The sequence below is a fragment of the Paenibacillus sp. HB172176 genome, assembly GCF_011947265.1.
GTDB lineage: Bacteria > Bacillota > Bacilli > Paenibacillales > Paenibacillaceae > Pristimantibacillus.
Map to the genome: position 1 here is coordinate 1 of NZ_JAATHD010000044.1, position 21,330 is coordinate 21,330.

At 39.9% G+C, this 21,330-nt stretch carries 14 protein-coding genes; 6 read left to right on the forward strand and 8 right to left on the reverse strand.

Annotated elements, in window-relative coordinates:
- Positions 1-93: 93 nt before the first annotated feature.
- The 5 genes from HFP08_RS28180 to HFP08_RS28200 all read right to left on the reverse strand — a co-directional run bounded on the left by HFP08_RS28180 (position 94) and on the right by HFP08_RS28200 (position 13,433).
- On the reverse strand, positions 94-474 hold the full coding sequence (locus HFP08_RS28180; RefSeq protein WP_168123965.1) for a hypothetical protein: 381 nt from the start codon (positions 472-474) through the stop codon (positions 94-96).
- A gap of 834 nt (positions 475-1,308) precedes the next feature.
- Positions 1,309-6,009, reverse strand: coding sequence for an RHS repeat-associated core domain-containing protein (locus HFP08_RS28185; protein WP_168123966.1), 4,701 nt, complete (start codon positions 6,007-6,009; stop codon positions 1,309-1,311).
- Positions 6,010-6,018: 9 nt separating this feature from the next.
- Entirely contained in the window at positions 6,019-8,814 is a 2,796-nt protein-coding gene (locus HFP08_RS28190) for a DNRLRE domain-containing protein (protein ID WP_168123967.1), read from the reverse strand.
- Between the two features lie 89 nt (positions 8,815-8,903).
- Entirely contained in the window at positions 8,904-11,666 is a 2,763-nt protein-coding gene (locus HFP08_RS28195; protein WP_168123968.1) for a DNRLRE domain-containing protein, read from the reverse strand.
- Between the two features lie 1,062 nt (positions 11,667-12,728).
- Positions 12,729-13,433 (reverse strand): DUF6710 family protein, encoded by a 705-nt coding sequence (locus HFP08_RS28200; RefSeq protein WP_168123969.1) that lies wholly within the window; start codon positions 13,431-13,433, stop codon positions 12,729-12,731.
- Positions 13,434-14,148: 715 nt separating this feature from the next.
- Between HFP08_RS28200 and ltrA the strand changes: the two genes are divergently transcribed.
- Positions 14,149-15,687, forward strand: coding sequence for a group II intron reverse transcriptase/maturase (gene ltrA, locus HFP08_RS28205; protein ID WP_206109338.1), 1,539 nt, complete (start codon positions 14,149-14,151; stop codon positions 15,685-15,687).
- Between the two features lie 91 nt (positions 15,688-15,778).
- Here the strand turns inward: ltrA and HFP08_RS29560 are convergent, their stop codons facing one another.
- Complete coding sequence (locus HFP08_RS29560) at positions 15,779-16,264, reverse strand: AbrB/MazE/SpoVT family DNA-binding domain-containing protein (RefSeq protein ID WP_168123970.1); 486 nt, start codon at positions 16,262-16,264, stop codon at positions 15,779-15,781.
- Positions 16,265-16,565: 301 nt separating this feature from the next.
- On the opposite strand from HFP08_RS29560, the gene HFP08_RS28215 reads away from it, so the two are divergent.
- Together HFP08_RS28215 and HFP08_RS28220 are read left to right on the forward strand one after the other, a co-directional pair.
- Positions 16,566-17,237, forward strand: a complete 672-nt coding sequence (locus HFP08_RS28215) for a hypothetical protein (protein ID WP_168123971.1) — start codon at positions 16,566-16,568, stop codon at positions 17,235-17,237.
- A gap of 158 nt (positions 17,238-17,395) precedes the next feature.
- A complete protein-coding gene (locus HFP08_RS28220) occupies positions 17,396-18,403 on the forward strand; it encodes an NYN domain-containing protein (protein ID WP_240941930.1) in 1,008 nt (335 codons plus the stop codon).
- Between the two features lie 195 nt (positions 18,404-18,598).
- On the opposite strand, the gene HFP08_RS28225 is transcribed toward HFP08_RS28220, so the two are convergent.
- Both HFP08_RS28225 and HFP08_RS28230 read right to left on the reverse strand, forming a co-directional pair.
- Complete coding sequence (locus HFP08_RS28225) at positions 18,599-19,225, reverse strand: recombinase family protein (RefSeq protein WP_168123972.1); 627 nt, start codon at positions 19,223-19,225, stop codon at positions 18,599-18,601.
- A 156-nt stretch (positions 19,226-19,381) separates the two neighbouring features.
- Positions 19,382-19,861, reverse strand: a complete 480-nt coding sequence (locus tag HFP08_RS28230; protein WP_168123973.1) for a DUF1643 domain-containing protein — start codon at positions 19,859-19,861, stop codon at positions 19,382-19,384.
- 455 nt (positions 19,862-20,316) lie between these two features.
- Between HFP08_RS28230 and HFP08_RS28235 the strand changes: the two genes are divergently transcribed.
- The 3 genes from HFP08_RS28235 to tnpB all read left to right on the forward strand — a co-directional run.
- Positions 20,317-20,646 (forward strand): hypothetical protein, encoded by a 330-nt coding sequence (locus HFP08_RS28235; protein ID WP_168123974.1) that lies wholly within the window; start codon positions 20,317-20,319, stop codon positions 20,644-20,646.
- 234 nt (positions 20,647-20,880) lie between these two features.
- Complete coding sequence (gene tnpA / locus HFP08_RS28240; protein ID WP_168123975.1) at positions 20,881-21,216, forward strand: IS66 family insertion sequence element accessory protein TnpA; 336 nt, start codon at positions 20,881-20,883, stop codon at positions 21,214-21,216.
- On the forward strand, positions 21,210-21,330 hold a 121-nt coding region (tnpB, locus tag HFP08_RS29800; protein WP_168123976.1), incomplete at its 3' end, for an IS66 family insertion sequence element accessory protein TnpB. The genes tnpA and tnpB, both read left to right, overlap by 7 nt.

Below are 21,330 nucleotides of genomic sequence, written 5' to 3' on the forward strand. Positions count from 1 at the left end.
CGCTAACTCAAATTATTCGTTCCAAGCAGAAAGCGGCCCAGCAGGACGCCGATTTCCTTGCTTCTTAATGATGTAAAACTTTTTACTGTCCAGTTAGTATTCTAAATCGAATAAAGTCACTTCATCTGAGATAACTTTCACAAAAGTTCCAGGAAGAATTACACCTTTAAGTTCTATGGAAACAATTGAATCACCCAATCGTAAGATTGCATATCCGTCTGCTTCAATCGATTCCAAATAACCAATAAGAACCACAGCATCCAGTTTCATTCCAATAGCGAACTTATTCTCGTCACATGGATTCAAGGTAGTTCCTATTACAAGTGACTCTCCAATTTCTAGTTCGACGAAATATTCTCTACCTACTTCAGGTATCTCTCCAGCCCATTTAGCTGAAGATTTACCGTATTCTGTTGTAAAATCAACTTTCGGTTTACCATCAATCATAATTATTTTCTCAACTATAATTTTCAATCTGTCAAGTTCCTCCCTGTCTTTGTTCACTATAGAATTAGCATAAAGAAATCTGAAAGACAAAAAAGCCAGTCTAGTTGATTAGCTTTTTTGATAGTATCCTCGTCATGATAATCCCGCAGCATCCGGAACCAGAACAATAACGCACAGGAAAACTATTGGTGAATTCCAGAAAATAAACGTGAAATTTATAGTAGCTTGGTTTAGGAGTTTACACATTTTATTTTACAGCCTCCTACACCGACATAATAACTCGCCGCCTCCGACAACGAGTTCGATCGGCGATAGCATGTCACACATTAATTAAAAATCAGATCAATAAATTCATACATTTGTCTGTTGCTAAATTGTCTATTTCGCACTAATTATGCTTTCAAATTCCATAGCAAACTCAAGAAACTCCCCCTCCCATCCATTATGAATTGAAATCTCCTGTAATGAACTAGTTGGTGCAAAACATAGTTTTAATTCTTCAATTACTGAACTATCGTTAGATGCAACTTTATCAATATAAGCACTCAATTCATTTAATAATTCTTCAATACATTCATATCTTGTCCATGTTAAATCAGTACATTCTGTATCGATTTCTCTAATTACTTTTTTTAGGAGTTCTATTAGTTTCTCTTTAATTTGTTCTCACTTCTTTCTTTAAATGATGAATTAAAGAATTGTACGAAGAGAATAGACCATCCTGAAGAGCAAGAGCATTCGCCTTTGTTCCCAAATCCCCAAACTCTAACCTCTTTTAAATTGAAGAAATTGGGAACATCAGCGATTAGTCTATTACTACAGCAACGTGCACGAAAGAATCCTTAGTTTAACTTATATATTTTATAACCCGAATTTATCATTAACACTCTTTCTTGATCTCTGTGCACTTTGAATTATTGCTTTCCATATTTCATCACCTTTAAAACCTTTGCTAATTTGCTTTTGAACAACCTGTTCCCAAGATAAATTGGGATCCGTTTTTGCCAGCGATTGAGCCAACGTTCTATCTGACATTAAATCTCGAGCCTGCTGTCTAATCTGATTTCTAAATTTAAAAGCTTGAAAAGCTTGTTGTTCTAGACTTAAAGTCGTATCAATCCTGCTAGTAATTAGCAATTCTTGCTCCAAATACCACGCCCTTGCTGCCGCACTGCTTAAACTTCCACTCTCTAATAGTATACCACTAGCCCTAAATAAATTTAATTCTGCAATACCTGATGCGATTGAAGCTCCAAACAGTAAGCCATTTACGAAATAATCCAATCCTAAATCAGATGTAGCATTTTTAAAGAGTTGAGTTCTCATTGCTTGTTGTATTGAATCACTAGCTGTAAAATATGCATCATTGTCTCCTGCTACCCACCTGACAAATCGATCTTCTGTAGGATAGTAATAGATAGCTGGAGGCGGTTCATATCCATTGTACTTATAGTGATCACCATCATGATCCATATCATCGGAATAAATAGATGTAGGATCATTACAAGTACCCGGATGTTCCCATTTATTATCCGCAGATGTACACCAATGACCAGTTGGATCATTATAAATCAGTGGATTATTTTGAACATATGTGTACAAATTCAAACTCAACGGATTCGTCAGTTCCCCTTCATAAGTATCCTTGTTAATAAACCGACCCACACTTGGATCATACCATCTTGCTCGCAAATATTGAAGCTCGGTCGTATCGTCCGTCATCTCTCCCGAATATTTAAACGGTTGTTCAATTGTTTCATATTGAGAGACGATATTCCCAAACACATCGTAACTATACTGATTTAATTTGGTGTTTCCTGTGCTGTCTCTTAATTCTACAACATCTCCATGCCCATTTAACAGATAATACGCTTTGCCTTGGTCATCTTCTCGGGCAACAAGCCCGTTTCCTCTAATGTATTTTGCCTTAAGTGTAGGAACATTATTGTCAACAGTCGCTTCCGCTACAACTTGATCTCCATCCCAATAATAGCGAGTAACTTCACCGTTTTCTGTTCTTTCCCATAACAATCCATCTCCGTTGTACGTATAGCTTACTGTAGCCCCAAGATCAGTAGTGACACTTGTTAGTCGATCTCGTTTATCATAGGTATACGTCTCGCCCGGACTATCGAATGGATGATTGGTGGTCATGCTTGAGCGATTCCCGCGATCATCATAGTCATACGTTTCATTAAACTGTGTCGAAGTGGCTAAACGATTCAATGAATCGTAGGTAAATGAATGCGTGATGCCATTTTCTATTTTTGTTTTCTGGTTCCCGTTGTTATCGTACGTATAAGCAAAGGTGTTAATTTCGGATTGATCCGCTTTTTGCTCGGTTAACGACTTCACACGCAAACCATCGTATTGGTACGTGGATATAACCCCGTTCCGCTGTTTCACTTCCTTTAGTTGATTGTTATCAAAATACGAATAGGTCGCATCATAATCATTGGTGAAATCGAGTGACGGGGCAACCGCATCAAGTCGATTCAACTCATCATAATGGTAGTAGGTAATTCCCCCAAATGGGTTTTTCATCGAGCTTCGATTTCCTGCCGCATCATAGTCATATTGAATGGATTTGGCGTCAGGATAAGTAACCTGCGACAGTAGTCCCCGATCAGCACTATACGTATAGCTGGTTTGACCAGTCACATCGTTTAGTTGGACTCGTCTTCCCGCATCGTCATAGGAGAATGTAATCGTCTCTTCTCCTGCGATAGGATTCCAATTGCTGTCGACAATCTCTTTTTTCGTTTGAAAGTTACGGTTATTATACGTATATTTGAACCGATTTCCTTCACGATCCTTCAGCTTCACTTGATTGCCATTGCCATCATAATAAAAGCGTTCTACCCGATTAGTCGCATCCGTTGCTTGAATGAGCCGTCCAATTTCATCATACGTTTTTTGTTGCAACGTAGAGTCGGGATAGTTAATTTGCGTAAGGTTACCTAGCAAGTCATAGTCATAGTGTGTTACTTCATTTTTGGCATTCGTTACCGTTGCCAATTGACCGAGCACGTCGTAGCTGTACGCGGTAGTGTTTTGTGGATCCAGATAATCCGTTGCCGTCAACACATTGCCAGCATAATCATACGTATATGAGATAAGCGTGTTTGTTTCTGTTCCTGAACCGATCCCCGTAGGCTTGGTTTCTTCCTGCGACAATACACGGCCTAGCACGTCAAAATAGGACTTCGTACGATACCCTTCTGCATCTGTACTTGTCTGTGTGTGATTAATATCATCATATATTTGGGTGGATGTACTCAGATCAGGATAAGTAATTTGGAATTGTCGATTCCACTCATCATAATCATATCCCGTCACACGATTTAGCACATCTTCGCTGCTTAAGAGACGTCCATTAAGATCAAACGCATAGGTTGTCATCGGTTTATGAGCGTCATGCTTCAAGTAGCCTTCTTCCGTTTTCCACCCGATAGGATTCCACTTCGTATAAACCGTAACCCCTGTCTCGTCGACTTGACGGATTTCATTGGAATAATCAAAGTATTTATTTTGAATAAAGCTCGTATCCGGATGAATCGCTTTAATGACACGGCCAAGAGCATCGTACTCATAGGATGTTGTTCCATTGTTCGCATCCGTATAACTCGCTAGTGATCCATCAAATGTATTGTAAGTATAGTGATTTACGATCGTTGAACTGTTATTCTCCACATCCGTGACTGTTGTCGATGTTTCTGTAGGATAGGCGCCAAGGTTGGGTGAAGCAGGATCATAATCGATATGAACAGTCGTATAGGTCCCTGGTTGGCGAAGTATCTTAGTTTCCGTTACATTGCCATACGTATCAAAGGCATTATTAATCGTTTCCTGTAGAATGGCCCCTTGCGCAGAACCCTCCCTAACACGCGTAGTTGTTACATTCCCGTGGACCGGATCACGCACATACTCCGTATACTGGGTTTGCGTCGCGCTTAATGGCTTAGACACTCCAACCAACAAGTGAGAGGTTGGATCATAATAGGAGGTGGTTTGAATCCCTGCGGGATCAGTTGTGCTTACAATATTGCCATAGTCATTGTACAAGGCACTTGTCGTAATTGTATCCACACTCGTGATGATGGAATTGGATTTTTTCAAGGTTGTTGTAATCGGCACTGGCCATTTGCGCGCTCGATCATAGGTATATTCGGTATCATTGGTGTACGTTTCGTCGTTGTAAGTCGAAATAGCAGTCAAGCTGTTATTGTAATACACAGCAGGCTCATCTTCGCTGATATAATCCTTTTCATTCTCAAATGTCGTTGCGATATGTCCATTTTCGAATTTCACTGTGAAGGTAAGATCTGCATTCGCTGCGGATCCGATATCCCCGGTTGGATAACTAATATCCGTATGATTGACTTCGGTCGTTGACAGATCCGAATTAGTCCATTCATCCTGACGAGAAATAACCCGGTACACCTGATTCACGGCATTCGTGTCGATATACCGCGTGATAGGCGTGCTCTCATAAGCATATACACTCTTAGCCCCCGTTGGGTACGTAACGCCGGTTAAGAGGGCGTAAGGATTGCTCGTAGTCGGCGTGGTGCCTAATAAGTTGAACAAGGCATCATTTAGATCATAATCATATGTCGTGGCCCGACCTAGCGGATCAATGACTTGACTTAGCAATTCTTTGCCGTTCATTTTTGTTTTGAAATACCTTACGATTTGTGCGCCCTTCGTTAAAGTCACTTCGTTCTCCGAATAAGCAATACTGATTGAGTTGCCAATAGCATCTGTTATAGCATGCAGGACAGATCCGTACAGCGAATCATCTTCATATTCAAAGGTCACTGTATTATTATAGGAATCCGAGATTTGAAGCAATTGGCCTTCGTCATTAAAGTACTGGTTGACTTGATAAATGGATTTCAAAACGTATGCGGATGTCTCGCCGCCTACCGTTACCGTGGTGTCCGGTTCAAAGGTTAGATCATCCCACGGATACCCCATTAACGTATTATTGTCGTCAATCTTAAATACCCCGGTTCCCGACAAATGCAGGTATATATCGTCATCATTGATTTCCAGAAATGAAATATCCCACGACCAACCTTTACCAATGGGAAACTGTTTCTCCGCAGCCGGTTCTGAAGTATCGTTGCTCCCCCCGTAGACAATCATCTGGTTAAATTGGGCATCATCGCTGCTATAGACACGCGTCAAGGAAAAGCCCAGACCGTTCCTTCCAGGCAGAGATAAATCAACAGCACTTTGCGAAAGACTGCCTGAAAGCGTTGAAATCACTTCTTGCCCCGCATTTACAGAAAAAGGAGCTTCATCCGGCTTTGTCTTCACATAACTATAATCAGGAACGACTTCAAGACTGCTCATGGTGCCATAATCTGCATTCCCCAGATTAGCCTGCACCGTGCTCTTTGCTTGTTTGGATTGATTAAGCGCTTGAGGTTCTTCCGATGTCAAGGATTCCGCATGCACTTGTTGAGCTGATGAAGGATACACTGGAACACTTGAACTTACAAGTAAGAATAATAGACTCGAAACAAATATTTTATGCCATAGTTGCTTTTTCATATAGTCCCCCTACTGAACCTGAGATTCTGTTTTGTTGGTCATATTTCCGTTATCGTCATAGTCGTAAGTTGTATGGAATTGCATGGATACAGGACTTACTGTCAAGTTGTAGCTTTCAGTATCGCTGTAGCTACCTGATACTCCGATAATCTTGATCAGATAAGTTGTACCGTTTGTTGTATCGAACAGCACATTTTCCGTTTGGCCGGTTCCTTTCGATTCGGAAGAGATAAGGTTCATATTCGAATCATAGACATAGATATCATAGTTTTGACTTGTTGGAACGCTAAGCGTAATGCGATCAATACCCGTCTCAGCCGCTGTGTAGGTAAAGAAGTCAATATCTGTGCTTGTATGAATTAATGAACTGTAGTTTTGATTGTATTGAATTGGGTAAGCAGTTAATCCCGTATCATTGGGTTCATATGCGTTCGGCAACGTCAAGTTAGTTCTAAAAGCTGCATTTGACCATTCCATGCCGTCTTTCACAAGAAGCTTAAATTGCCAATTTCCACTTCCCAGCGGAGGCGTTGTGAAGGTCGTAGCGTCGCCGCTGATCACGCCGGAATTGTAAGCAATTGTGGCCCAGTTATCTTGAGTACCTTGAATTTGGTAATGGGATTGTGCTTGATTATTACTGTCTGCATAGGTCCAGGTAAACGTCAGCACATTATCGGGAATTTCTTCCCCATCTGTATATGCGGTGATGGTTGCCGTTGGTAAACTATTAATCTTAAAATATCGTTTTGTTGAGGATGGCGATGCTGCTCCTGAAGCATCCTTCGTTTGAATCTGCCAATTATACGTACTATTGCGTGAAAGAATATTAGTAGGAACCGTATAATAGGTCGCAGATGAACCAATCCAACCACTGTCTTTTATAAGTGTTGAACCTTGATAAATGGTTACCTTATACTGCGATTGCTCATCGCCTGTATCGGGGTCTGAAAAGGACCAAGATAATGTTGGCGTTGTTGTAGCCGTTAATGAAGGGCTAGCAGAGCTTGTGCTTCCTGGCGCAAGATTTGTAGGTGCGGTTGGCGATTGATTGTGCTTGATAGTGAATGGGGCATCAGATTGGTCCCATGGGCCGTAAATAAATCCATCATAAGCTCGAACTCGTACTTTATTATTTGTTGAATTAGCAAGTTGAGAAAAATCATAGTTTAAATTTGTCTGAGCAGCAGATGATAGCTCAAGTAAGTCTACCCATGAACTTCCTCCGTTTTGTGATAGTTGGATTTGATATTTAAGCAACGATTGTACTGTATCTGCATCAGTTGATGCGTTCCATGATATGTTATACAATTTATCAATCGTTTCACCGCCGTTAGGCGATAAAATTTGAGCGTTCACGGGGGGACTTTCATAGGTAACTGTTAATTTAGGTCGATATGCAGCATTTTCATATTCTGAGCTATATATTCTTTTACTACTTTGATATGCGTTGTATAAGGTAATATAAACTCCGTAGTTGTTAGTACCATCAACCCACTGTTGTACATATGATGCTATATCTGTGTTCCACCATCCGGGTTTGATAATGGAATTAGGGATTTCGCCAAACTTTCCCGTTTTAGACATTATTACACTTTCAGAATTGATACTTGGCAAAGATGAAGACCCAAGTGTATCTTCATCCCAGGGGGAAGTAACTAAATAGATATATCCATCAATTGATTCATTCGTGTACCCCGTATAAATGTATAATCCCATAATTGCACTATTTACAATACTATTATAAGGAATAGATGAAATATCGAACTGAATATAAGAGGAGTACGTTTGAGATGGCGATCCATTACCTGATCCAACTGATAAATAGTAACTGTCACCTTCGTAACCTGGAGGGCTATAATACCCAACATATGTATCTTGAGCAGTAGATTTTGTCACTATAGTTGGATCAATCATGATTGGGAATGAAAGCCCCTCTGTATCCACAGTAATTTGAATTACTTGCTTACCATCCACTTTACTAAGTGTTTGATTAACATCTCTTTTTACCCCATTTGCATCCATTAACCATGCTGGTGTAATAAGTAAATTTCCAGAAGTAAGATCTTCATTGATTTGTCCATCTATCTCAAAAGAAAAAGTTGACGGCGACTCTGGGCTCTTTAAATAAATAGATTCTTTGATCCCTTTATCTGTTAGCTCCAACGATACATCTGTATCTAACCAAGCGTCTTCATAGTTAATTGTACTTTTGGAATAAACACTTCCTGCAACTGTATTCGCATCAACTGGAACAAAGGTTAATTGCTCTTTACCGTCACCAATAGTGTATCCTTTATCAAATTGCTTAGGAATTTTTACGTCAAACGGTACTTGTAGAGCTCGAAAATAAGTTGAACTCTTGTCCATTTTCCCTATGCTTCTCTTATTTTTGTTGGCCTTCATTACATTTTTAATTTCGCTTGATGAAACTTTTGATAATGGAACATTCATAAAATCGAGATCTGCTTCATCGATCAATTGTACATTGATCTCCTGATAATCGCCGTTTTCATCTTCATAGTTGACATTATCCATGAATATTGTTGCTTGGATAGATCCATCACTCATTAGATAGTGCTTACTATTACTTGTCCTTTTTTCTTTTAGTTCTTTTACAACATGCTTTTCTTTTTTCAACTTTTCGTGGGAATCGTCTTCTAAGTCAGCTAACTGATCATCAACTTCATTTTCTGCTTGAAGCTTTTTGTTATTCTCTTGTTCTGCTGCATTTGCTTGTAATCCTGAAATCAATAACGGCAAAAGAATACATAACATCAACGTAATCGATAATATTTTCTTCTTCATGATAACCTCCGATTTAATATCAATAATATGATAACTGGAATAAAACTTATGAAACATATGGCAATGAACTCTTTTATTAAATATCGAGTTTAGTCTGGCTGGCTAGTAGATTTGCCTATCATGTTTCCATTTGCATCATATTGATAAGTCGTTTGTACCGCTAGTGACAAAGCACTTAGTGCCAAATTGTAGCTTTCCGTAGCATTGAAGCTTTCGCTTTCACCCACTACTTTGATAAAATAGGTCTCTCCATTTACCACATCAAATAAAACATTTTCTCCTTGACTTATTCCTCTTATACCTGAAGCTATAAGATTCATCGCGGAATCATATACAGAAATATCATAATTTTCATTAGTTGGTACACTAAGCATCACTCGATCCACTCCAGATGTAGATGCTGTATAAGTGTAGAAATCCACATCCGTATCGCTAGCAATCAACGATTCGTAATTTTGATCATATAGGATTGGAAAAGCCGTGGTTTCGTTATCGTTTGGTTCGAAAGCATTGGGAAGCACCATATTAGTTCGATAAGCAGCATTTGACCATTCACTACCATCTTTCACAAGCACTTTGAAACTCCAGGTACCGCTGCCTAATGGCGGTGTCACGAATGATGTAGCATCCCCATTTAATACACCAGAATTATATGCAATCGTAGCCCAGTTATCTTGCGTACCTTGAATTTGGTAATGGGATTGTGCTTGATTATTACTGTCTGCATAGGTCCAGGTAAACGTCAGCACATTATCCGGAATTTCTTCCCCATCAGAATATGCGGTGATGCTTGCCGTTGGTAAACTATTGATTTTAATGTATCGTTTTGTAGAGGCTGACGATGCTGCTCCAGAACCATCCTTCGTCTGAACTTGCCAATTATACGTGCTATTACGTGATAGAACATTAGTAGGAACCGTATAATAGGTCGTAGATGAACTAATCCAACCACTGTCTTGAATAAGGGTTGAACCTTGATAAATAGTTACTTTATACTGCAATTGTTCATCGCCTGCATCGGGGTCTGAAAAGGACCATGATAATGTTGGCGTTGTTGTAGCAGTTAATGAAGGGCTAGCAGAGCTTGTGCTTCCTGGTGCAAGATTTGTAGGTGCGGTTGGCGATTGATTATGTTTAATCGTAAAAGGCGCATCCGATTCGTCCCAAGGCCCATAAATAAATCCATCATAGGCCCGAACTCGCACTTTATTATTTGTTGAATTAGCATATTGAGAAAAATCATAGTTTAAATTTGTCTGAGCAGCAGATGATAGTTCAAGTAAGTCTACCCATGAACTTCCTCCGTTTTGTGATAGTTGAATCTGATATTTAAGCAATGATTGTACTGTATCTGCATCAGTCGATGCGTTCCATGATATGTTATACAACGTATCAATGTCTTCTGAGCCATTGGGCAATAATACTTTTGGTTTCGATGGAATAACATTATAATTTACCGTTAATGTTGGAACATAACTACTCGGCCCTCCCATTTCATAAAAACCAACTATCCCCTCAAATTCAGGATCTCCCGGAGTAAGCTTTAGTCCATAATTTAGTGTTCCACTAACCCACGCGCTCACAGCACTGGTTACATCAAATTGACGTTGTGTACTACTATATACCATCGTGGGAAATTGTAATGAAGTTACCATTTGTGATTCAGTTTGAGGCTGAGTGCTCCATTGCATTGAGTCAGACCACGCTTGCTTTACACGATATATCCGAACTGTTGATGTATTGCCTAAATGATTTGATCCTAGTTGCGTCAAGCTCATTGTGGCATTTGATATAATTGAATTTGTTGGAATGGACGATACATCAAACTGGATATAAGAATTTATGACTCTCGAATAGTTGGTGAATACTTGAAGCTGATTGTTACCTACTCCACCACTATTGCTTACTGATACGTTCTGTGTAGGCGTTAGCACATTTACTGTGGGATCGATCTTTATTGGAAATTCAAGACCTTGAGTATTAGCAGAAATTGATAAATACTGAAGACCATTTTCATGAATGATATTTTGCTCAACATCTCTCTCTACACCGTTCTTATCAATCAGCCAAGCTGGAGCAATAGATAAATTATTCGATCTAAATTCATCACTTAAATTCCCTACTACTTTAAAAGTAAAATTTGAAGGTGCATTAGGGCTCTTCAATACTATTGTTTCTTTAATACCTTTGTCTGTGAGTGTTAAAGATACATCAGTGTCTAACCATGCATTCGCATAGTTGAGCGTATTAGCGGAATATACACTTGCTGTCACTGAATTTACGTCAATTGGTACAAATGTTAATTCTGTTTGAGAATCTCCGATTGAATACCCGTCTTTAACATTTTTAGGTATTTTTACGTTAAAAGGTACTTGAAGTGCTCTATAATAGGTTGAAGCTTCTTGATTGGTTACTCTAAATTTTTGTTTTTCTTTACTCGTCTTTAAGAATTTATTCAACTCCATGGAAGAAGCTTTTGAGAATGGTACATTAACTGAGTCAATCTCTGCTTCATCAATTAATTGTAATTTAATGTCCTGAAACTCCCCATTTTCATCTTCATAGGAGACATTATCCATAAATAGTGTTGCTTTATAAGTTCCGTCGCTCATTAGATAATGTTTACTATTACTTGTCCTCATTTCTTTTAATTCTTTAACAATATACTTTTCTTTATTAAGTTTCCCCTTAGCATTGGCTTCATTTAATATTGATAAATTATCATCATCATTTTTGATTGTTACAATCTCATCATTATTCTCTTGCTTTGCTGCATTTGCTTGTAATCCAGTAATCATCATTGTCACTAGGATGCATAACATTACAATAATCGATAATATTTTTTTCTTCATAAGGAACCCTCCGACTTCAAACTATAGAATTAATTCATGGCAAAACAAATGAAAAACTACTATTTTTAAAGACTCTGATTTATACGTCTTCACACTCCTAACAAAATTAAAATTTTAAATCATAATATCTATTGTAATTCTACATTTTATTATGTATACGGGGTTTTTTTGTAGATTAATAAGAATTTATATCATATAAAGTCGAAATATGACGAATTATTTTCAAATTTCGTAATTTAGAGTTGCTTTAATAAGTATTTTCACTACTTTAGAACTGCTCTTGAAAGCAGTGCAAAAGAACCCCATCCTCTGTATCTTAAGAGTTAACTACATAAATCCCGCCTGGGACGCCATTAGATCGTGATAGAATAATACATATGATAAATAGTCAAAATCCCGAATTCCCTTTAGTAACAGGGGAATTCGGGATTTTTCATTGCATTCATGTCTGCGAAGAATGCATAAGAATACATTTGGTTTTAAAAACTTTTTACACATATTTTACACACGAAACAAAGTCAAACCGATTAATTACTTAATTGCTGCGATCTCGAGTTTCCACGTCAAGTTCGCTACCGTGAGAACCTAAATCATCTTCAATACTTCTGCGGTGGCCGCCCAACTAACTCCATCTAATAGTCATTCTGTTGTAGATGTACATCCATCCTCTTCCACCTCCAAAAGTCAATAACATCATTTATAATAACCTTAACTTGGAAGGCTGAGGATTAGCTATGACCATGATATCTTGTGCGTGAAAAGTACACGTTTATTAGGGAAAAATGAAATTTTCAGAAGGAAGGTAGATGGCCTTGTATGCAACTGAATGACCAAACTCTGCCCCCTATTTGCCCCTTTTCATTAATAGTAAAACCACTAACCCCGTATTCTTGAGCAATTTTTCATCCCTTCACATTTCACTGCCAATCTTCTTCCTTTGCTTTACAGCTCCGTAGCTATAAGCGCTTAAAATTTATCTACCAACATTCTCTAACCGACTCATTGTCTTGAAATTTCTGTCTCAAGAACAATCTGATCATGATCGCTATAAACTCAAACCGTTTACGTTTTTTGCAAAAATACATTTCTTTGTTGCATCAACCTACCCAGTTCAAAAATCACAGCGCACTCTACAGACCGCACCACCGATATAACCCGATTGTCATGCTTTCGATAATAATTAATTCCGTCAGTATAAACATATTCAAAGACTGGACTTATGTCATAAACGTTATCAGGCACCACCTCGCCTTCCCCTTTGACGATTCCTGCAGTAATGGAGTGGTGGCCGTGACTTTCAACAAAAGATATCCCCATGGGAAGCCAGAGTACGAGATTATGATTTCCGTCTTGACGCCAGTTCCCCTCCAATCCCCCTTCGCCAATCTTAATTAAATTATCTCGCAACCTTGATCCGTTCCAAGGCTTAGGAAATACTAAATCACGATTAAGCTTTACCTTATACGTGGATTCAACATGCTTTTTAATGTTGTGCAAATTCCTTCCATCAGGAGTAATTGCTTCCCACTCATCAAAAAAAAGATCGTCCATTGTTAAAGCCTGTTTGTCATTTGCAATCTCATGTATTATTGGGAGAAGCAATAAATGACCTTGAATTCTTCGCCCAAGCAACCTTATGTAATCGACTATAGGGTTCGTAATTGGCGTATAATAGCCATTGTAGATCTCCTCATAAAAATGTTCATTTTCATTTAGCAAAGTAACTCCATATTTAAACAATTGATCAAACATTGCTTTAGATTCCATCTCAATCCTCCAGAATTTCAATTCGATCCGCAGATTCAACACAGGCGTTATGACATAACTTATAGTACGCCCAGCTAACAAGTTCCATTTGGAACAAGTTACTTGAGCATGTTTGGAATACATGTTGAGAAGTTTTTTTTACAGACATGTCCTTCTTCTGCTGTGAGAAGAAGTGAGCCGAAGCGGCGGTGACTTGCCGACACTGGCAAGGTGACGTAGTCCGTGGGAAACGGGGCTTGCGGCGAAACGGTTACGCCAAGATGAGTCTCTAGGCTGAGCATGAGAAGGTTGAGGAACACGAACCTATTAAACCGCATCTGAGGGTTGAAATGTCACCCCTGCCTACACCGTTTAACAGGCAGGTCACGGACTGAATTTCCGTTAGCCGTATTGACGGGAATTCACGAAAGTCGGTTGAATATGTATGTTTATCGGCTGGGAATCACGAAGAGTGCACAGCTAGATCATGATGTCCGTGACGACTTGCAGAACGCAAGGATAAAGACTGCGATAGGCAACCTAACCCATGTGTAGAGTCCAACATGTGAACTGGGGAAAGTCTGCATGGATGCTAAGGGAGTGTGTTCCCCGATGCTATGCAGAATGACGGAGCCTCCGTAGTAGTCCGAGGCCGGGAAAGCCGGTCACATGGCAAAGGGAGGCAGTTTAAGTGGTTTACTTGGCTCATTAACTGACTTTAGTGAGGTGAAGACCTTTGATAATCAGTGAAATGCAAAGCAAACTGGCGACATGGGCAACAGATAGTAAAGAACGTAAGTTCGACCGACTTCTAAGACTTATTGCAAACAAGACTTGGCTCAGCGAAGCGGCTAGCATTACTCTGGCTTCAAGTGGTGCCCGAACACCTGGTGTAGACGGCATTAACAAGCGCAAGATGGAAGAAACGCTTGACCTTGAACTAGACTACCTGCGGCATGAATTGCTGACGGGAACGTACTGCCCGCGACCTGCGCGGCGTGTATATATTCCAAAAGCGAATGGCAAGCTTAGGCCGCTAGGCATTCCTTGTCTCCGAGATCGTATTGTGCAGCGTGCAATGGTAATGGTTATGGAACCGATCTGGGAGAGTGACTTTCACCCTCAATCCTACGGATTCAGGCCTGCGCGAAGCGTCCATCATGCCATCCGTACGATTAAGATGCAACTACAGGATGGAAATGAACGCACAGATGCAACTGCAGGTCGATGGGTCTTAGAAGGCGATTTGGCCAGCTACTTTGATACTGTTCATCATCGTTTGTTGATGAAGGCAGTTCGTAAACGCATCTCAGATCAACGCTTCCTTGCCTTGCTATGGAAAATCATTAAGGCAGGATGCATAGATCGCGGATTATTCCGAGCCTCTAGTGAAGGCGTTCCGCAAGGCGGTGTCATATCACCACTCCTATCCAATATTATGTTACACGAATTCGATCAGTGGATGGAAGCGAAATTTCTGAGTAAGAAGGTAAGGAAAGATCGCTGGGCTTGGAACTTCGGCATACAGAAAGAGCGCCCTATCGCCATTCGAGAAAAGCGACAATGGAAGCCAGCAATCTCCTACTGCCGTTACGCTGACGATTTTGTGGTGGTAGTCAAAGGGACCAAGGCACATGCTGACGAAGTACGAGAAGCATGTCGTTCATTTCTCGAAGATCGGCTGAAACTCACGCTGAATATGGATAAAACGCATATTACGCATGTGAACGACGGGTTCATTTTCCTTGGCCATCGAATTATTCGCAAGCGTGGAGCCAGAGGACGAATGCGACCTGTATCCTCTATTCCTTGGGATAAATACCGCCGTTTCACTGAGAGAGTTGTTAAGCAACTGTCAGGGAATTTCAGCATGAACACCATGGATTTGATTGAAAGCCTGAACCGACAACTTGCAGGATGGGCAAACTTCTATCAATACACAGATTATACCGCAACGATATACGGTAAAGTAGATCGCACGGTTTTCTGGAAACTCGGCTATTGGCTTGCACGAAAGTACAAGCGTGGATTCCGATCATTAATGAGAGAGTATGTCCGATCTCCAGAGAAAGGTAAGGCCAAAATCTGGGTACTGCAAGGTCAAAACAGCCGGGGATTCTATGGAGAACTGGCGTTGAAAAGGTTAATAACCAGCCGCAAAGGCTGGTTCAAATGGCGTACTCCAGCAGAAAATCCATACATCCTACGTTCAGAGAAACATCGTACAATTGAATCCTATTATGACGAAGTCGCCTTTGCTATGAGCAACACTTAAATGGAGAGCCGGATGCGCTGAGAGGTGCAAGTCCGGTTCGGGAAAGAGAGACGGGGAAATAGTTCGACTACGCCCCATCTCTTATTTCACTTTACTTGTTGCGTTTTAACTTTAATAGCTGACTTACACGCCCTGGAGTAACTCCTAAAATCCTGGCCCATTCACTTTGAGACGCCTCAGAACGAGATTTCATGAGTCCATCCAACTGCTTTAACAGCTCACTACTTTTCTTTCTACGCTTTTGTTCCTGTTGAATAGATTCCATATTAGAGTTCTCAATCGGCAAATTCTCCAGGGTTGCTGCGCTTTCAAGTAATACGGGCTGTACGACCGGGGGAACATCTTGTATACAGGATAAACATACGAAACGCCCTCGAAAATAAGAAAGCGATTCCACTGATTGACAAAATAAACATTCTTGAGTCCGATACTTGCGAAACATAAGACGTTTCTCGTCATGATCAATAAATACTTCCACCGGATCCCCTTCATTCAATTCCATAATGCGGCGCAACTCTATCGGTAATACAATCCGGCCAAGCTCATCAACCTGTCGGACAATACCGGTACTTTTCATTTTATTCAATCCTCCTTAATTTCCTCTATCTCCTAAATTAGGTTCGATGTAGAATATGGAATTCCTGCTTCCCGCTAAGGAATCAAATCTAAGTGCTTTGATTTCTTCGATTCTGCCTGTCTCATTATTTACTGCCTTCGAACTTTATATTATAAGTCAGATCGGCTATGATAAGATCAATAATCTCGAAGCAAAACATTTCTTTTGTGCCAATAATACAAAAAAATGAAATAGGCATAAAATCGATCATTGTAAATGCTGATTTATAATACTCAGTTTAATTATGAATAGGAGAATAAAAGTGGAATTATCAAGAATTGAAACACTCGGCCGGAGAAAAAAAACACTGGTTCCATTCCTGTTTAAAACCTATGCTATGATGGCTCTTATGGGAATTTGGCTCGGATACATTTATATTTTTTTCAATTCATCTTTACTCGAAGGGATCTTCACATTAATACTGCTCAGTCCACTAAGTATTCTTTTACCTAAACGAAACCCCGTCTTCATTTGTATCTTTCACTTTTTTCTATATCCTTCTTCATGCAATTTATGGCTTCTTCTCGGAGTATCTTATTTTCTTTCGTTAACAAAGAAAGAACCACTAATAAATAATAGTCTTCTTATTTTAATCCTTCTTGTTCCTTCAATATTCGTATGCTGTTTATTAATGCTTAGAAAAAAGAATAAACGTTATATAGAAAAAGCAAAAACTGCGAATGACCTTCTCCAAATCGCAGCAGTAGTCATAACTGGAGCAGCAGGTATCTACGCACTAAAGACAAATGATTTTTCATTTTTAAATTCAGATTTCCACGTAAATCTAGCAGAAATTAGAACTAGGAACTACCAAGATAGAGAAGTTTTTAATTATATCGCATTATTGTTTACAGTTCCATTTTTATTAACTTATGCAGTATCAAATGCAATGCTCAACTCTTTTTCTGATCGGATTAACTCATTTCCATCGTAAACCTCAGACTACATACTCTGTTTCCCATCAGTTTACGAGCTGAAATAACTTGCCAGCTTTCCATTCCTCGTAAGGCCGGTCCTTTGGAAACTATCGCCAATTCGTGACTTTTGTAGTAGACTATTTGTGTTAATTAATTGTTTCTTGGAGGGATACATTTGGAAGGAAAAGAAGCTCTCGAAAGAACGGACTTTGATGGGAACCAAAATAGCAATCTAAGTGATCTGCCTGAGGAAGTACAGACACATGAAATAGGAGATACTGAAAAAGATGGAGGAGTGCCTTCAAGTTTCGCACTTCTATTTGAAATGATGGGTAGAACAACAGAATCTACTTTAAATTCAATCAATAAAAAGAACAAGCTTGATAATGTAGCGATTTTTGTTGACTATGACAATGTATACTGGACTCTCATGAATAATTACTCCCACGATCCTAATCATGAAGACCAAAAAAAGAACTTGTTTCATCAGTTGTGGAGAAAATATGGGCAAGAAAATGTTAGGACTTTTCGGGCCTATGCCGATTTTGAAAAAATAAAAACACAGTTAACAAGTCTTCAAAAAAAGCGTATTCAAATCAGGCACGTTTACTCTAATGGAAAAGATGGAGATCATCGAAAAAATTCTTCAGATATTGAATTGTGTATCGACGCAATAGAACACACTTACAAAGATCCAAACACCACATGTTATGTTTTCGTCACGGCAGATAGTGATATGATTCCGGTTATAAGCAGAATGACTTATAAAAGCAAGCAAGTAGAGTTGTATTATCTTTCTGACTCTGCACCGAAACATATCGATATCACAAGTTTTGCAAATAACAGTTACAATCTATTGGATTTTTTAAATGTTGAAGCCAAGGATTACAATATTGATGATTATGTCCTTGATGCCCTTAAGGATATCAAGGATTGGCATGTTGCGTATAAAGATTCAAATTTATTTTTAGGCGCTCGATGGCTGAGAGATAATTATGTATCAAAGTATGGAATTACTGCAAATGTAGCCAGTCAATTAATAGAAAAATTAAAAGTCGAAATGTTAATTTCAGAAGGAACGAAAAAAGTGGCTGATAAAATTAAGCCTAGCTTAATTTTGACGGATAAGGGGACCTCACTACTAAAAGAGATCAGCAGTCAAGTCGCCGCTTCAAAAACTTAATCCATCATTTACAAAAAAGTGTTGACACTATCCTTCATCATGTATATGATTACCTTACATATTTACTATTCGTTATCTCTTTATACGCTATTTTTTATTCGCTATAATCTATTCGCTAGAAAAGAGAAGGGGATTTACCCCTTCTCTTTTCATTTTGATTCGGCCAGAGTATACGCCTCCTCTGGCTTGAGTTCACTAACTATCCTTTATTACTTGTGTCATCTCTTCCTCATACTCTTTCACACGCCGATAAAAAGTTGCTTTCTTCAGCTCTGCCTGTCTCATGGCTTGTGCTGCAGTAATTAAACCAGCTTTCCAGTCATCGTATGCCTTTATAAAAGCTTGATCAATAGTGAGCCTAGGTCGTCCAAATGAAACTCCATTTGCTCGAGCTACTTCTATCCCCTCTGCCTGTCGCTGGCCATTCTTCTTCCGTTCCTGTTCGGCCACATAAGCCAACATGCTAAGAAACTGATCTTCAAGTAATTTCCCCAAATCACCCATCGTTTTGAACTTTCTGGAATCAAATAACGCTTCATTGTCCAGGCAAACAATATCAGCGTCGAGCTCCCGCGTAATGTACTTCCATTCTGCAATAATTCCATCATAATCCCGGCCAAGCCGATCTAGCGCATCCATGTAGACTAAATCACCTTCACGAATCAGTAAACGTAGCGCTTGATATCTTGGCCGGTCAAAGCTCTTCCCGCTCTGCTTGTCTACGAATATATATCGCTCATCAACGCCGAGTTCCCGAAACTTGATTAGTTGTCGCTCCGGATTCTGATCCTTGGCCGATACCCTTCCATATGCCAGCTTCAAATGTAATCCCCTCCTGTGAATCGTCTCAAAAAGTGTCCGAAGATGCTGATACGTTTCAATAATCATTTTTATAGGTTTTGAGACATTAAAAACAGGCAAAAAAAACCGTCTCAAAAAGCATGCTTTCTGAGACGGTATCGTCTTAATGTACAACAATTACTTGAACAACTTCAGTTCGCAGTTTGCCGGAATATAAAGCGGATGCTTTGGATGGCCGTCCTTAGAACGATCCAAGCAATATACCCAAGCGAATGATTGCAATAATTCCATTACCTTACCATTCCGTCCAAGCAATCCACCTTTCGTTCCCCAAGCAAGAATAATCTTGTCTGCCCGAAGCGCAGCTCGCCTTATATGCATATCATTCTCGCGTCCGATCGGATCGTCACACATCCTCAATTCATCTGGATTGGTTGCCCGATACGCGAACAGGTTCACAACTTCTAATGCGCCACATCCCCATGACTTTGCGAAGCCAATGCAGCGGCGAATGGTTGGATCGTCAATGTCGGCATCTGCCGTGCTTGGATTAAGCATGATGAACAAAGCTTTTGGTTTCTGTGAATCCCAGTGCCGAACGAGTGAGTAACGATATTTTCCGGTCGAATCAATTACCGCATCCTTTAACAATTCCATCACCTTTCTTTTCCAGAACATTATTGATCAAGTATACGTGGACAAGTATCCAGAATTTTGCTATATTTGAAGAAATCACTTCCTGGATGAAGCTGGTGTTTGCGTGCACGTGCCTCTGGCCTTCTTGCAAACAGCTGCCATCGGCGAACCACTATGTGGTATAGCTGTTGAATCCCAGTTCAGAAAGGAGTGAAAGGTATGATTAAGGCCAAGTTGTATCTTAAGATTACCTGGAGAGATGGTCTTGTGCTAGCATTCGTTATCAAAGACCTTATCTTCTAATAGTGAGAGCCCCGAACCGGGGCTCTTTCTATTTAATTGAACAATATAGATCGACTTCGGCTTTCTCGTCGAACTGCGACACATTACTCGTTACTGGAGAAGGAGATTAAACTATCGGGCAGCATTCCAATATGTGTTAAAATAATAGGGACTAAAATTTTGGAGTTGAAGTAATGACTATTAGTAAAAAAGGGTCCAGAAAGATTATTGTCGGGCAAGAGCCATACAGGTGGATAATCACTCCTTCAGCAAGAGGTATTGTAACGTTGACCGTTCAGTACGATGGCGTGAAAGGGCAATTGCTCCGGGTTGATATAGAGTCAGACATCAACGAATTCTGGGTGGAGTTTCCGAATGTTGAATCACTCAATAACAAAATCGTGATGCCTGTTGAAATAGCCTTAATTATTTCGGAAGCAATCAGTAAAAGATGGAGTCCCCAGGAGAAAGGTCCGTTATTAAGTTTCAAACTTTCTGATAACAAGCTAGTTTCTTTGAATTAACTGGAGACTATAGTTTGACCGCCTTATGAGAGAGGCGGTTTTTATATTCCTCTCTGTCTCAATATGAATCTGCTGACTCTCGCTCGATACTCATCCCTGCGGCTTAGTGAGCAAAAATCGCAGCAATCCTCTACGCCAGTATTGTTTAAAGGTAAGCGTCAAATGCCCCACACGTTCCATCCAATGAGGAGTCATGAGAAAATGAAGGCATCCTAGAAAAAGGGAGGCTTACTCATGACAAAAAAAGAACAACGACAGCGTGAATGGATGACAAGGGTTGCCGACTACCGAGCAAGCGGTCTTACCATGGCCGCCTGGAGCGCGGCTAATCATGTCACGCTTGAACAATTAAAATATTGGACACGGAAACTCAAAAAAATCGCTTCATCAGACAGCTTCGCCACCACTCCTCGCTTTACCCCTATCTCCGTAGCAGAACCTGTTTCTCCCCGAAAGTCCGCTTCATCGCTTGTCGTTCAAATCGGACAGGCCAGTATTACGCTACAAAGCGGCTTTGATCAGCAGTTGCTTCGTGAAGTGAGCAAAGCACTGGGTGAAGCGCTATGCTGACGCTATCAGGTACGCAGCAGCTTTATCTTGCGACGGGTTTTACGGATCTACGAAAATCAATCGACGGTCTTGCCGCACTCGTGCAAGAAGGTTTTGGTTTGGATCCCTTTTCTC

What these genes read in the sequence shown, in the direction of transcription:
- tnpA (WP_168123975.1), top strand. Translation starts at nt 20,881, where the DNA reads ATGACAAAAAAAGAACAACGACAGCGTGAATGGATGACAAGGGTTGCC.
- HFP08_RS29560 (WP_168123970.1), bottom strand. Translation starts at nt 16,264, where the DNA reads ATGAAAAGTACCGGTATTGTCCGACAGGTTGATGAGCTTGGCCGGATT.
- HFP08_RS28185 (WP_168123966.1), bottom strand. Translation starts at nt 6,009, where the DNA reads ATGAAAAAGCAACTATGGCATAAAATATTTGTTTCGAGTCTATTATTC.
- HFP08_RS28190 (WP_168123967.1), bottom strand. Translation starts at nt 8,814, where the DNA reads ATGAAGAAGAAAATATTATCGATTACGTTGATGTTATGTATTCTTTTG.
- HFP08_RS28235 (WP_168123974.1), top strand. Translation starts at nt 20,317, where the DNA reads ATGACTATTAGTAAAAAAGGGTCCAGAAAGATTATTGTCGGGCAAGAG.
- HFP08_RS28195 (WP_168123968.1), bottom strand. Translation starts at nt 11,666, where the DNA reads ATGAAGAAAAAAATATTATCGATTATTGTAATGTTATGCATCCTAGTG.
- HFP08_RS28200 (WP_168123969.1), bottom strand. Translation starts at nt 13,433, where the DNA reads ATGGAATCTAAAGCAATGTTTGATCAATTGTTTAAATATGGAGTTACT.
- HFP08_RS28230 (WP_168123973.1), bottom strand. Translation starts at nt 19,861, where the DNA reads ATGGAATTGTTAAAGGATGCGGTAATTGATTCGACCGGAAAATATCGT.